The organism is Flavihumibacter stibioxidans, from assembly GCF_014332695.1.
Lineage (GTDB): Bacteria > Bacteroidota > Bacteroidia > Chitinophagales > Chitinophagaceae > Flavihumibacter > Flavihumibacter stibioxidans.
On sequence record NZ_MBUA01000023.1, the window covers coordinates 23068 to 37318 of the forward strand.

Below are 14251 nucleotides of genomic sequence, written 5' to 3' on the forward strand. Positions count from 1 at the left end.
TAACCGGCAAATCATGAAAAAACAATTAACAATATGGGGACTGCTGTTAACGGTGGTGATCAGTTCCTGCAACAACACGAAGGATCAGGATGCAGATCAGCACAGCCATGTCAGCGACAAGGAAAGCAAACCGCTATACACCTGTCCAATGCCCCAGGATTCCGTGTTCAGCGACAAACCTGGCAAATGTCCAAAATGCGGCATGGAACTGGAATTGGTAACGAATAAATCAAGCACAGCAGGGTTGGAACCGGAAAGCATTCTGCAACCTGCCAACGAGTTTGTGGTGTCCTCCATTCCCGTTACCACCATGCAACCCAGGGCCGAACAAATAGAGATCGAAACTTTAGGTTATATCAGCTATGACAACCGGAATGCCGGCAGTATTGCAGCCAGGGTTTCCGGGAGGATTGAAAAACTGTATGTCCGATATCGTTTCCAGAAAGTAAACAAGGGCCAGCGAATCATGGATGTTTACAGTCCGGAAATCCTGACGGCACAACAAAACCTCCTGTTTCTCCTGAAGAACGACCCGGACAACGTTTCTCTGGTACAGGCGGCCAGCGATAAACTTCGACTGCTGGGAATGAGCGATCGGCAATTACAGGACCTTATTAAAAATCGGACTCCGGCATTCACCATTGCCGTCTACAGCAACTACAGTGGTCATATCCATGAATCTTCCAATTCCGGTGCCATGGATAATAAGGAGGGGAACATGAAAGACATTTCCCTGCTTACCGAAGAGCTGAACATTAAGGAAGGTATGTATGTGCAGAAAGGCCAATCGGTTTTCAAGGTTTACAACCCCGACAAAGCCTGGGCATTGCTGAATATTTATGCCGACCATCAGGCGCTGGTAAAAAAAGGAAACACCGTCCGTGTTGTTCCTGAAACAGCACCTGGCAAGGACTTCAGGGCAACCATTGATTTTATAGAACCCTTTTTCCGGGTGGAAAATAAAACCCTTACAGCCAGGGTAAATTTTGATAATAGTTTACTTAAAATACCTGTAGGGAGCCAGGTAAAGGCCACGATTTTTGGCAACACAAAAAAAGCATTCTGGCTACCCAGGCAGGCAGTATTATCGCTGGGCCTGGATGCCGTTGTTTTCAGGAAATATGACAATGGATTCAAAGCTCAAAAGATCAGCACCGGTATGCTGCATGATAATAATATACAGGTGCTGGATGGATTGTCAGAAAAAGACTCTGTCGCCATCAATGCCCAATACCTGATGGACAGTGAAAGTTTCATTAAAATAAAAAATTAGTCATGAGATACCTGATTATAATTTTCTGCACCATATTTTTCTTTTCGGCCTGCAGGAATAAAAACGAACAAAAGATTGATCCGGACACCTATTATACCTGCTCCATGGATCCGCAGGTAATAGAATACAAACCGGGGAAATGTCCGATCTGCAAAATGGACCTCACACCGGTCAGGAAAAAAAATGGTGAGAAAAAAGATGAGATCCAGCTAAGTGAACAACAGATCCAGCTGGGAAATATCAGAACAGATACCCTGGGAGCCGGTTCAATTGGTAACCAGCTTGTACTGACCGCCACCTTAAACTTTGACCAGTCAAAAACAAATGGCATCAGCTCAAGACTGATGGGCCGCATTGAAAAACTCTATTTCAAAAATGAAGGCGACTATGTGCCCAAAGGGGCCGCACTCTATACACTTTACAGTGAAGACCTGAACAATGCCAAACAGGAATATCTGCTGGCTTTGGAAAGAAAGCAGGTATTTGCCAATGAAACTGCCATTGATTTTGACCAGCTCCTGCAAAGCGCAAGGCACAAACTCCTTCTTTGGGGTTTAACGGAAGGACAGCTACGTGACCTGGAAAAATCTAAGAATGCCGAACCCCTCACCACCTTTCACAGCAATGTTTCAGGATATATTACCAGTTTGGAAGTCAGTGAAGGCGATTATGTGATGGAAGGAGGATCTATTGTTACACTGGCAGAATTATCAACCCTGTGGGCAGAGGCACAGGTCTATACATCACAACTGTCAGATATTGACAGGCACTCTGCGGCAAGGGTACAGATTCCGGATATGGAAGGCAAAGAGATCAGGGGAAAAATCGAATTCATTAATCCCGAAATCAACCCGGATACCCGAATCAACCTCATCAGGGTTACCATCCCCAACAGCGGAAACCAGTTAAAACCCGGCATGCCCGCATATGTCAAATTAAAAACACAGGAACGGAATGCACTTACCCTGCCCATTGATGCAGTGATCCGGGATGGAAAAGGCGCCACTGTATGGGTAAAAACAGGGCAACACAGTTTCACCAGCAAAATGGTGGAAACAGGCCTTGAAGTGAATGACCGGATCGAGATAAAATCCGGTCTCCAAAAAGGGGATATCGTGGTGGTATCAGGGGCCTACCTGCTGCACAGCGAATATGTGTTTAAAAAAGGAGTCAATCCAATGGAAGGACATAATCATTAAATTACAAATGCCAGAGCTTAAAAAATGAATACAGTCATCGCACCCGGTTTTAGAAATTATTCGCGCCTGAAATTTTCAAGGCCCCCATTTATGCTCCTTATTGCCTGCGTATGGGTGTTCCTGTTAGCCTGTAACAATGCCGGGAGCCCGGCATCCGAAGCTTCCACCCAGACAGGAAAGGAAGCTCCGCCAATCAGGTTAACCGACCTGGATGGCATCCCCATTGATTTGCAGCAATTCAGGGGAAAAAGCCTGTTCATTAATTTCTGGGCAACCTGGTGCAAGCCCTGCCTCAGGGAAATGCCATCTATTCAGAAAGCTATGCAACTACTGGAACAAGAGGCTGTGGTATTTCTGTTTGCCTCTAATGAAGAAGTTGAAGAGATAAAAATTTTCCAGCAGGAGAATATTTATGATTTCAGGTACCTGAGAATTGAAAATGCAGAGGAAATCGGCCTGGAAGCACTGCCCACCACCTATATCATCAATCCGGAAGGGAAACTTGTATTTTCTGAAAGCGGTTACCGCCAATGGGACAGCGATGAAAATGTAGACATTATCCGGAACACAATAAAACAACCATGAGAAAAACCATTCCAATTCTAACCCTCGGTTTTGCGATCATTTCATGTAACAACCCTTCCACCAACTATTCTGACAGGAATACCGTACACCCGGATCGTCCTGCTGCAACGATAATTAACCTCCCCTCACCTGCCGACTCCATTGCTGCAGAACCCTGGTTATTTACAGATAAAAACGGAGAAGTATATTTATCCTGGATCCATAAATCTTCCGATTCAGGCATATTGAAATTTTCTGTGCTGGGAAAGGAACAATGGTCTGTTCCTAAAACAATTGCATCCGGAAAAAACTGGTTTATCAACTGGGCAGATTATCCGGTTCTGGCAGCTGATGGCGAAGGTAACCTGGTGGCACATTTCCTGGAAAAATCCGACTCCGGCAAATTCACTTACGATATAAAGATCACTTCCTCCCAAAATGAAGGAAACGCATGGTCCACCCCCCTGTCGCTCCATGATGACGGACTGAAAGCAGAACATGGATTTGTTTCCATGATGCCCTACCAGGATGGTTATTTTATTTCCTGGCTGGACGGAAGGAATACGGTAATGCCGGAAGGTTCGGGAAACCATGAAGGACATCATGGACAGATGACCTTACGGGGAGCAATAGTCGATAAGCGGGGGAATAAAACCAACGAATGGGAACTGGATGAAAGGGTTTGTGATTGCTGCCAGACAAGTGCCGCTATAACATCCAACGGCCCGGTTTTAATCTACCGCGACAGATCAGCTGATGAAATCCGTGATATTTCCATAGTACGAATGGTGGGGGGGAAATGGACAAGTCCTGAAGCCATACACGCCGACAACTGGAAAATTACCGGCTGTCCGGTGAATGGCCCGCGCATTGATGCAGCAGGAAACAATCTCGCCATTGCCTGGTTCTCATCGCCGGAAAAGAATCCACAGGTAAACGTTATTTTCTCAGAAGATGGCGGCGCCAGTTTTGGAAAGCCTGTACGTATGGATGAAGGCAAAGCCATTGGCCGCGTGGACCTGGTGATGCTTGATGACCAGAGTGCAGTTGTAAGCTGGATGGAGGGTTCAGAAATAAGGGCTGCAAAAGTTTTTAGCAACGGGAAGAAAGAGCCATCCATTTTAATTGCAGCCTCTTCAGAATCCAGGTCAGCCGGTTTTCCCCAGATGACCAAAACTGAAAACGGGTTGGTATTTGCGTGGACAGATCCAACAGTCAAAACAATACGTACGATAAAACTTCCGCTGAAGTAATTGCCTATTTACGAAGCGTTTTATAAATCCTGATTGCTGCCATCAGGACAATGATCAATGCTACCAGTCCGCCCAGTCCCCAAACCAGGCTGATGCTCTGCTTTACAGCCACCAGCATCACGATGGCGAAAAGGAAGACCGTAGCTACTTCATTCCACATCCTGAGTTGGTTGGAGCTGTATTTATAGATTCCGTCCAGTTCCTGCTTCACCAGTACCTGGAGGGAAAAATGGTAAGCATACAATCCCAGGATAAAAATCCATTTGACCAGGAACCAGCGCCCTTCCGGTTGAAACAGCGTTACATGCCAGTTTCCCATAATCATCACTGTTACACCCAGTATCAGGGTCAGTACAGCCGATGGCCAGGTAATACCATACCACAGACGTCGCATCATTATGGCGAATTGCGCTCTCAGGATATCCCTTTCCTGATCGGGTTTATCGCCCGCCTCTGTGCTGTAAATAAAGAGGCGCGGCATATAGAACAACCCGGCGAACCAGGTTACGACGAAGATGATATGGAGGGCTTTGATGTAGGCGTACATGATGGTGAATGGTGAATGGTCAATGGGTCAATGGGTCAATGGGTCAATGAGTCAATGAGTGAATGGGTGAATGGGTGAATGGGTCAATGGGGGGATTTTGGGTTTTTAAAAGGTTCGATAGGGTGCCGAAAGTTTTTCTCATATTTGAAGCGATGATTTCACAGTCATAATTTTTTAGATACCCGAGATCATTACAAATCTCAAGTGCTGCATCCAATTCAATAACTGATCCCCTGGCAATCTCATAAAAACGTTTTCTTTCCGCAGCAGATTTTCTGGAAGAACCTTCTGACAAATTCAACATTACAGAAATGGATGCCCTTCTTATTTGTTGAACAAGATTAAACCTTTCTTCAGATGGCAAAACAGTGGTAATTCTATAACATTCCAAACATAATGCTTTGGCATATTGGTAAGCAGCCAATCCCTGATGATTTAATCTGAGAAACATACAATCCTGTTTACCCGAATTTCAGCTTTCCCCACAATAATCACCACCGTTTTTTCACCCATTCACCCATTGACCCATTGACCCATTCACCCATTCACATACCCCACCAGCGTCTTCACCCACATCGGATGCACATTCAAACAGGGTATCATGGTAAAAGTCTCGCCGCCGGCATGCAGGAATTCTTCCTTTCCCTCTTCAGCAATCTCTTCCAGCGTCTCCAGGCAATCGCTCACGAAAGCCGGACAAACAACGAGCAGTTTTTTAATTCCTTCTTTTGGCATCTCTTCAAAACGAACAGCCGTATAGGGTTGCAGCCAGGGATCACGACCCAGTCTCGACTGGAAACTGAAACTCCATTTACCCTCCGGCAATTGCAGGTATTCAGCCATTTTTTTGGTAGTAAACACACACTGGTGACGGTAACACTGTTTGTGTGCCGGGGAATTCACTTCACAGCAATTGGCTACTTTAAGGCAATGCGAACCGGTGATATCCCCTTTGTGGATATGCCTTTCCGGTACGCCATGGTAACTGAATAATATATGGTCATACTCCTGCTCCAGGAAGGGTCGGATGCTTTCCGCCAGGGTTTCCAGGTAATGCGGTTCGTTGTAATAAGGTGGTACAATATCTAACTTAAATGTATAACCGCCTTTCAGGTGCTGTTCCTTCGCATATTCCACTGCAGTCTCATAACTGCTCATGGCATAATGCGGGTACATGGGCACCAGGATCACTTCTTCCAATCCGGGTTCACGCCGCAATAATTCATCATATGCCTGTTTCGGGGAGGGATTTCCATACCGCATGGCAATGGCCACGGGTTCGGCCACCTGCTCCTGAAGTGCCGCCTGCAGTTGCTTTGTCAGTACAATCAGCGGAGACCCTTCGTCTGTCCAGATCGAAGCATACGCCTTTGCCGATTTAGGAGCCCGGAAGGGAACGATAATCCCCCTAACCAATAACAATCTACCTAAATATGACATATCAATTACCCGCTCATCCATCAGGAATTCATTCAGGTACCTCCTTACATCCTTCACAGAAGTGGAATCGGGTGAGCCCAGGTTCATCAGAATAATGCCACGCTTCATATTATATTTCAAATTATATGGGGTGAATAACACCAATTAAGCCACAAAGTTGCAAAACTAATCCTGCATTTGGCAAGCGACCTGAAATTGCCAACTCATCCCGGCAAAATGACAATTGACTGACTATTTGCCCTGCCGCACCCGTAATATGACATTTCACTGACAGAACAGGTTATGACTTTCGCGAACCAGGAGTTATTTTTGCACCTGCATCTGAGATCAAAACGTATGGGAGAGTTTCCGACAGATTTACAGCATTTTTTCGTCGCCGGCATCAGTTACAAAAAATCTGATTCCGCGGTGAGAAGCCGTTTTGCCATCAGCAATGACCAGTACGAACAAATCCTTCATGCAGCAAAAAGCAGGGGAATTACTGAATTATTCGTTCTCTCCACCTGTAACCGGACCGAAATTTATGGGGTAGCCCGCGATATTGAGCAACTGGTTTCCCTGATCTGCGAAGCCACCGGGCAGAGTGCAGATGAATTTCGCAATTTCGCCTACCTCCTCAGGGGAGAAGATGCCACCCAGCACCTGTTTGAAGTGGCTGCGGGACTCGATTCTCAGATCCTGGGCGACTACGAGATCGTTGGACAGATCAAGCTGGCAGTAAAATTTTCCAAGGAAAGATCCGGCATCGGTCCATTTATCGAAAGGTTGTTCAACCAGGTATTACAGACTTCCAAACTCATCAAGAACAATACCGCGCTCAGCAGCGGAACGGTGTCAGTATCCTTTGCAGCCATCCAGTACCTCAAAGAACAGGTGCCTGACGTGGCTGATAAAACTGTGTTACTGATTGGCACCGGAAAAATCGGCCGAAATACCTGCAAAAACCTGATCGATTACCTGGGCTGCCAGAATATTACCCTGATCAACCGCACCCACGAAAAAGCAGAGGAACTTGCCCGCGAGCTCAACATCGAAGCCCTGCATTCCAGCCACCTGAACCAGGCTCTAGCCCAGGCAGATATCATTGTAGTGGCTGCCAATGCCCCGGAGCCTATTGTCTCTGCCGCGCACCTGACAGGTTCCCACAACCAGTGGATCATTGATCTTTCCATTCCCAATAACGTTCATACAGATGTTGCTTCCCTGCCAGGAAAGCAATTACTCAATGTGGACGAATTGTCAAGAATGAAGGACGAAAACCTGCTGAAACGCCAGGCCGAAGTGCCTAAAGCACTGCAGATCATCGCTGACCAAACCGCCGAATTTCTCGAGTGGTGTCGCATGCGCAGGCAACTGGCGGTACTCCGCGTCGTGAAACTGAAACTGGAAGAAATCCATACCAGCACACTTACCACTAACCCTGAACTACAGCAATGGGTCTATAATACTACCTTAGCATCTTCGGATGATGCCGCTTCCAGGATCCAGAAAGTCCTGAACACCATGGCCGCCAAGATGCGCGTAAAAAATCAGCGTGGCTGCCATTACCTGGAAGCCATTAACGATTTTATCGCATTTGGTGCCAACTAAGATGACAAACAAGATTATCAGAATCGGAACAAGAGACAGCCAACTGGCCATCTGGCAGGCTACACAGGTACAGGAACAATTAGCGGCAAATGGCTTTGCTGCAGAACTGGTGCCATTGAAGAGCGAAGGTGACCTGGACCTTGTTACCCCCTTATACGAAATGGGGGTCCAGGGCGTTTTCACCAAAACCCTTGATGCCGCATTGCTCAGCGATCGCTTTGATATTGCAGTCCATTCCATGAAAGATGTTCCCACCCAAACGGCAAAAGGAATTGTTCCCGTTGCCGTTTTGAAGCGGGGTAGCCATAAAGACCTGCTGGTTCCCAAAAATGGAACCGGCTTCCTGGAGGATGATCAGTACAAGGCACTCATCGCCACCAGCAGTATCCGCCGCCGCGCCCAATGGCTGCACCGCTTTCCACAACATAATATCACCAACCTTCGCGGTAACGTGAACACCCGGCTCCGGAAATTATCTGAAGAGAATTGGGATGGCGCCATTTTCGCTGCAGCCGGACTGGAACGAACAGAATTAAAACCTGCCGGATCCATTGAACTGGACTGGATGCTGCCCGCGCCTGCACAGGGAGCCATCCTGGTGGTATGCCGCGAGGAAGACCGTTTTTCGTATGATGCCTGCCGTTTGCTCAACCACGCCCCCACAGAACTCTGCACCAGAATTGAACGCGATTTCCTGCGCGGCCTCATGGGCGGATGTTCCACCCCCATCAGCGCACTGGCATCAATAGATGAAAACACCCACACAATAAGTTTCAAAGGCAATATCTTTTCCACCGATGGCAAAGACCATTTATCAATAGAACTGGAAGAAGCCCTTGTTGCCGGAAATGCCTCCCTCGGCACCCGGGCTGCTGAAAAATTACTGGCACAGGGGGCTGCACGAATTGTTGAACAGATTAAAAATGGCAACTGATCCCACCACCATAAGACCCAGGCTATTAAGCACCCGGCCATTATCCGATGAGCTGATCAATAATGCCGCGTCCAGGGGTGTTGACATCACAGAACTTTCTTTCATAGACGTAGCCCCCATCGAAACAACCGAAGTGCTGGAAGAAATAAAGGAAACCCTGCTGATGGGCGCCACAATAGTTTTTACCAGCATGAATGCTGTAGAAGCCGTGGCCAATGTTCTGGAGGGACATCAACCTGACTGGCAGATATATTGTATTGGTCATGCAACCCGTGAATTGGTTGAGATCTTTTTTGGAGAAGAAGCCATTGCCGGTACTGCGGAAAGTGCCATTGCACTGGCCGACAGGATCATCGAAGATGCCATGACTGATGAAGTGATTTTTTTCTGTGGTGATCAGCGTCGCCCGGAATTACCGGACATGCTCTTTGCTGCCGGAATTATCGTTACAGAAATAGTGGTGTATGAAACCATCGCCACGCCGCACAAACTGAACGAATCTTATGCCGGAGTGTTGTTTTATAGCCCGTCTGCCGTAGAGAGTTTTTTCCGCAACAACAAACTGCCGCAACAAACACTGGCTTTTGCAATAGGATCCACCACAGCTGACGCTATAAAAAAACATTGTCGCAATAAAATTATAAAAGCTGATGAACCGGGAAAAGAAGCCCTGGTGAAAAAAGCCATCGGAATATTAGGGAACGGTCACTGACCCATTCACCTTTTCACTTTATCACCTTTTCACTTAAATAACCGAAAAAACCCTTACATAACATGTCTCTCAAAAACGATCTTATCCTGCGAACACTCAGAGGCGAAGAAACCGAAAGAACTCCCGTATGGATGATGCGCCAGGCAGGAAGATACCTTCCCGAATACATGGTGCTGCGGGAAAAATACGGCTTCTTCGAAAGATGCCAGACACCAGAGCTGGCCTGCGAGATCACCCTGCAGCCGGTGGACATTGTTGGCGTAGATGCAGCAATCCTGTTTTCTGATATCCTGGTGGTTCCGCAGGCCATGGGACTGGAAGTGCAGCTGATCGAAAGTAAGGGTCCGTTTTTACCGGACCCAATCAAACAGCTGAACGACCTGCAGCGTATAACCATACCCGATGTAAATGACCGCCTGCACTATGTATTCGATGCCATCAGCCTGATCAAAAAAGAACTGAACGACCGGGTTCCGCTGATCGGATTTGCCGGTGCACCCTGGACACTGCTCTGTTATATGGTACAGGGAAAAGGCTCCAAAACTTTTGATGAGGCCAAGGCCTTTTGTTATACCCAGCCGGAAACAGCTCATAAGTTGCTGCAGATGATTACCGACACCACCATCGCTTACCTGAAAGGACAGGTAAGGGCCGGTGCCGACCTGGTGCAGATCTTCGACAGCTGGGGTGGATTACTGAGCCCTGCTGACTTTGAAACTTTTTCCCTTCAATACATCCGCCAGATCGTTGCGGCCTTGAAAGACGAAGTACCCACCATCATCTTTGCCAAAGGCGCATGGTTCGCACTGGAAGAGATGGCAGCCACCGGCGCACATGGACTTGGCATTGACTGGTGCATCAAACCCGGACTGGCAAGAAAGTTTGCCGGACCAGATGTTACCCTGCAGGGAAATTTCGACCCCGCAAAACTGATGGCTCCAATCCCGGTGATTCGCCAGGAAGTTCAAACCATGCTGAATGCCTTTGGTCCTAAGCGCCATATCGCAAACCTGGGTCATGGCATCCTGCCCAACATTCCCGTAGATCATGCCAAGGCATTCGTCGAAGCAGTAAAGGAATTCGGTACTCACCCATTGACCCATTGACCCATTCACCCATTCACCAGCCATGAATCCCAAAGACGCCTTCTCCTCCTATATCCACGACCTTCAAAACCGCATCTGCGCGGCCGTTGAAGCATCCGATGGAAAAGCAAAGTTTATAGAAGACGAATGGCGGCGCCCTGAGGGCGGCGGCGGAAAAACAAGGGTCATTTCCAATGGGTATGTTTTTGAAAAAGGAGGCGTGAATACCTCCTTGGTGTATGGTGAGGTTACAGAGGCTATGCGATCACAACTGAAGATCAGCGGCGCCAGGTGGTACGCCTGCGGACTAAGCCTGGTATTGCATCCCGCTAATCCATTTGTACCAACCGTTCACTGCAATTACCGCATGTTTGAACTCTACAATGAAAATGGTGAAGTGATTGATCGGTGGTTTGGCGGCGGTACCGACCTTACACCCTACTATTTGTTCGAAGATGATGCCCGGCATTTTCACCAGACTTATAAAAATGCCTGCGATGATTTTGATCCGGCATTTTATCCCGAGTTCAAGAAAACCTGCGACAATTACTTTGTGAACTGGCATCGCAACGAGGAAAGAAGGGGCATTGGCGGCATTTTCTACGATCACCAAAGACCTTCAGCGGAACGGGATGTAAATTGGTGGATCGATTTCGCAAAACGCTGTGGCGATGCATTCATGGAAGCCTATATCCCGATCGTTGAAAAAAGGAAAAACACTCCATATACGGCGGAACACAAACACTGGCAGGAGATCCGCCGTGGCCGTTACACAGAATTTAACCTGGTACACGACCGGGGTACAATCTTCGGACTGAAGACAAATGGCCGCATCGAAAGTATCCTGATGAGCCTTCCCCCTACTGTTCGTTTTGAGTACAATTACCAGCCGGTTCCTGGCAGCGAGGAGGATAAATTATTGCAGGCCTGCCTGCACCCGGTAGACTGGGTCTGAATCGCGGGCAAATGACCGATTATTTGTAAATTTCTGAACAACACAATTATGATACTCCAGAGAAGAAACAGGATTTTGAGACAATCAGTCGCCATACGTTCAATGGTCGCTGAAACCAGGCTGAGCCCGGATGATTTTATCGTTCCCTTATTCATTGATGAAGGAACAGGTGTGAAAACAGAAATCGCATCCATGCCCGGCTATTACCGTAACAGTCTCGATTATACTGTTGCAGAAGTGAAAGAACTCTGGTCAATGGGACTCAAATCAGTATTACTTTTCATCAAGTGTAAAGACGAATTAAAGGATAACACCGGAAAGGAAGCCTGGAATGCTGGTGGCCTCATGCAAAGAAGCATCAAAGCCATCAAAGACGCGGTTCCTGAAATGCTGGTCATGACCGATGTGGCACTGGACCCTTATTCCTCTTACGGACATGACGGCATCGTTGAAAACGGCCAGATCGTAAACGATCCCACCGTGGAAGCCCTGGTGAAAATGAGTATCTCCCACGCTGCCGCCGGCGCCGATTTTGTTGCACCCTCTGATATGATGGACGGCCGCATCGGCGCCATCAGGAAAGGACTCGAGTCCGAAGGCTTCACCAATACAGGAATCATGAGCTACAGCGCAAAATACGCTTCCTGTTTTTATGGCCCCTTCCGTGATGCCCTCGACAGCGCCCCCGGTTTCGGCGATAAGAAGACCTACCAGATGGATTATGCCAACCGAACCGAAGCAGTAAAGGAAACCCTGATGGACATTGAGGAAGGTGCAGATATCGTGATGGTAAAACCCGCCCTCTCCTATCTGGACATCATAAGGGATGTTAAAAATAGTGTATCCGTTCCCGTTAGCGCCTACAATATCAGCGGTGAATATGCCATGATAAAGGCAGCTGCCAAAATGGGCTGGATCAATGAAGACAAAGCCATCCTCGAAACACTTACCTCCATCAGGCGCGCAGGCGCTGACCTGATTGCCACTTATTTCGCGAAGGATGCAGTAAGACTGATCGGCTGATAAATGAACCATTAACCTTAAATTAACCTGTATATGTTTATCATCGAATTGACCTACAATGTTCCGGTAACAGAAATTGATGCGGCAATGGCCGGTCACATAGAATACCTGGAAAAATACTACCACAAGGGGAATTTCCTGGCATCCGGGCGGAAAGAGCCCCGTGATGGCGGACTCATTTTTGTGAAGGCAACCAACAGGCAGGAAGTTGAAAACATTATTAAGGAAGATCCCTTCAATATCAATGGCCTGGCAAATTACCGGATCATTGAATTCAAAGCCACCAAAAAAATCAAGGCTTACAATGACTTTTGCGGTGATGAGTAAAAATTACACATAATGAACAATATATCCATCAGCAAACAGCTTTTTGCACGTGCACAGGAATCAATTCCCGGTGGCGTCAACTCACCGGTACGGGCATTTAAAAGCGTGGGAGGCACACCTCTATTTATCCGCAGGGCAAAAGGCGCACATCTCTTTGATGTGGATGACAATCAATATATCGATTACATCGCATCCTGGGGACCAATGATCCTCGGCCATGCCTATGAACCTGTGGTGAAAGCCATCCAGGAATATGCTGCTTATTCAACTTCCTACGGCGCGCCCACAGAGCTGGAAATAAAAATGGCAGAACTGATCAGGAGCATGGTCCCCAATGTTGACCTGATCCGCATGGTTAGCAGTGGTACCGAAGCTTGCATGAGTGCTATCCGCGTGGCCCGTGGTTATACGGGAAGGAATAAGATCCTGAAATTTGAAGGTTGCTATCATGGTCACGCCGACTCCTTCCTCGTAAAAGCTGGAAGCGGAGTGGCTACATTTAATATCCAGGCTGTACCGGGTGTAACAGCGGGAGTAAGCGCAGATACCCTGACCTGTGCCTACAACGACCTGGATGCTGTGAAGCAACTGGCGGCTGCACACAAAGGAGAGATAGCCGCCATTATTGTTGAGCCTGTTGCAGGTAATATGGGCTGTATTCTGCCCCAGCCAGGCTTTCTTGAAGGCATACGCCAGATCTGCGACGAGGATGGCATCGTTTTCATTTTCGATGAAGTGATGACCGGATTCCGCCTGTCACAGGGTGGAGCCCAGCAAACCCTTGGAATCAATGCTGACCTGGTTACCTATGGCAAAGTGATTGGCGCCGGAATGCCGGTTGGCGCTTTCGGCGGAAAAAAAGAAATCATGCAGGTGGTGGCACCGCTTGGTAATGTGTACCAGGCAGGCACCCTCAGCGGTAACCCGATTGCCATGATCGCAGGTTATACTTTGCTGTCTGAACTCCGGAACAATCCATCTCTCTACCATGAGCTGGATACCAAAACTGCCTACCTGAAAGACGGCTTGCAAAATGTACTGGATAACTGGGGACAACCATTTGTTATCAACCATTTTGGCTCCATGATCAGTATCCATTTCAGTGAAAAACCGGTAACCGATTTCGCCAGTGCAGCCGCCGCCAATAATGCTCGTTTCTCATCCTTCTTCCATGCCATGCTGCAACACGGTGTTTACCTGCCACCCTCCGCCTTCGAAAGCTGGTTCCTCAACAACGCATTGAGCTACGAAGACCTGGATAAAACCATTGAAGCCGCCAGGCAAAGTCTTGCCGGACTGTAACACCAGAAAACTCCTTTTACTGACCAGATAAAAAAGTCCCGCAGTTT

At 47.7% G+C, this 14251-nt stretch carries 15 protein-coding genes; 12 read left to right on the plus strand and 3 right to left on the minus strand.

Translation table 11 applies throughout. The features are described 5' to 3' along the window. The first annotated feature begins 13 nt into the window (after positions 1–13). The 4 genes from BC349_RS11445 to BC349_RS11460 are packed head-to-tail and all read left to right on the plus strand — an operon-like array spanning position 14 to position 4289. Positions 14–1273 (plus strand): heavy metal-binding domain-containing protein, encoded by a 1260-nt coding sequence (locus tag BC349_RS11445; protein WP_187256908.1) that lies wholly within the window; start codon positions 14–16, stop codon positions 1271–1273. Positions 1274–1275: 2 nt separating this feature from the next. Next, positions 1276–2472 carry an efflux RND transporter periplasmic adaptor subunit gene (locus BC349_RS11450; protein ID WP_187256909.1) on the plus strand — a complete coding sequence of 399 codons (1197 nt, stop codon included), beginning with the start codon at positions 1276–1278 and terminating at the stop codon, positions 2470–2472. Between the two features lie 24 nt (positions 2473–2496). Beyond that, a complete protein-coding gene (locus tag BC349_RS11455) occupies positions 2497–3057 on the plus strand; it encodes a TlpA family protein disulfide reductase (protein ID WP_187256910.1) in 561 nt (186 codons plus the stop codon). Beyond that, complete coding sequence (locus BC349_RS11460) at positions 3054–4289, plus strand: sialidase family protein (RefSeq protein ID WP_187256911.1); 1236 nt, start codon at positions 3054–3056, stop codon at positions 4287–4289. The genes BC349_RS11455 and BC349_RS11460 overlap by 4 nt, the downstream gene beginning before the upstream one ends. Before the next feature lie 4 nt (positions 4290–4293). On the opposite strand, the gene BC349_RS11465 is transcribed toward BC349_RS11460, so the two are convergent. The 3 genes from BC349_RS11465 to hemH all read right to left on the minus strand — a co-directional run bounded on the left by BC349_RS11465 (position 4294) and on the right by hemH (position 6384). After that, positions 4294–4836: a CopD family protein gene (locus tag BC349_RS11465; RefSeq protein ID WP_222840158.1), complete on the minus strand. Its 543-nt coding sequence runs from the start codon at positions 4834–4836 to the stop codon at positions 4294–4296. Between the two features lie 43 nt (positions 4837–4879). Beyond that, positions 4880–5287, minus strand: coding sequence for a four helix bundle protein (locus tag BC349_RS11470; RefSeq protein WP_187256912.1), 408 nt, complete (start codon positions 5285–5287; stop codon positions 4880–4882). Positions 5288–5373: 86 nt separating this feature from the next. Continuing rightward, positions 5374–6384 carry a ferrochelatase gene (gene hemH, locus BC349_RS11475; RefSeq protein WP_187256913.1) on the minus strand — a complete coding sequence of 337 codons (1011 nt, stop codon included), beginning with the start codon at positions 6382–6384 and terminating at the stop codon, positions 5374–5376. 228 nt (positions 6385–6612) lie between these two features. Between hemH and hemA the strand changes: the two genes are divergently transcribed. The 8 genes from hemA to hemL all read left to right on the plus strand — a co-directional run bounded on the left by hemA (position 6613) and on the right by hemL (position 14204). Beyond that, positions 6613–7866, plus strand: coding sequence for a glutamyl-tRNA reductase (gene hemA, locus BC349_RS11480; RefSeq protein ID WP_187256914.1), 1254 nt, complete (start codon positions 6613–6615; stop codon positions 7864–7866). A 1-nt stretch (position 7867) separates the two neighbouring features. Beyond that, positions 7868–8800, plus strand: a complete 933-nt coding sequence (gene hemC, locus BC349_RS11485) for a hydroxymethylbilane synthase (RefSeq protein ID WP_187256915.1) — start codon at positions 7868–7870, stop codon at positions 8798–8800. Beyond that, complete coding sequence (locus BC349_RS11490; protein WP_187256916.1) at positions 8790–9512, plus strand: uroporphyrinogen-III synthase; 723 nt, start codon at positions 8790–8792, stop codon at positions 9510–9512. The genes hemC and BC349_RS11490 overlap by 11 nt, the downstream gene beginning before the upstream one ends. A gap of 62 nt (positions 9513–9574) precedes the next feature. After that, positions 9575–10618 carry a uroporphyrinogen decarboxylase gene (hemE, locus tag BC349_RS11495; RefSeq protein ID WP_187256917.1) on the plus strand — a complete coding sequence of 348 codons (1044 nt, stop codon included), beginning with the start codon at positions 9575–9577 and terminating at the stop codon, positions 10616–10618. 22 nt (positions 10619–10640) lie between these two features. Next, complete coding sequence (gene hemF, locus BC349_RS11500; protein ID WP_187256918.1) at positions 10641–11552, plus strand: oxygen-dependent coproporphyrinogen oxidase; 912 nt, start codon at positions 10641–10643, stop codon at positions 11550–11552. Positions 11553–11600: 48 nt separating this feature from the next. Continuing rightward, positions 11601–12575 (plus strand): porphobilinogen synthase, encoded by a 975-nt coding sequence (hemB, locus tag BC349_RS11505; RefSeq protein ID WP_187256919.1) that lies wholly within the window; start codon positions 11601–11603, stop codon positions 12573–12575. A gap of 33 nt (positions 12576–12608) precedes the next feature. After that, the gene (locus BC349_RS11510; RefSeq protein WP_187256920.1) at positions 12609–12902 is read left to right on the plus strand and encodes a YciI family protein; all 294 of its coding nucleotides are present in this window, start codon (positions 12609–12611) and stop codon (positions 12900–12902) included. A 12-nt stretch (positions 12903–12914) separates the two neighbouring features. Continuing rightward, positions 12915–14204 carry a glutamate-1-semialdehyde 2,1-aminomutase gene (gene hemL / locus BC349_RS11515; protein WP_187256921.1) on the plus strand — a complete coding sequence of 430 codons (1290 nt, stop codon included), beginning with the start codon at positions 12915–12917 and terminating at the stop codon, positions 14202–14204. Positions 14205–14251 lie beyond the last annotated feature (47 nt).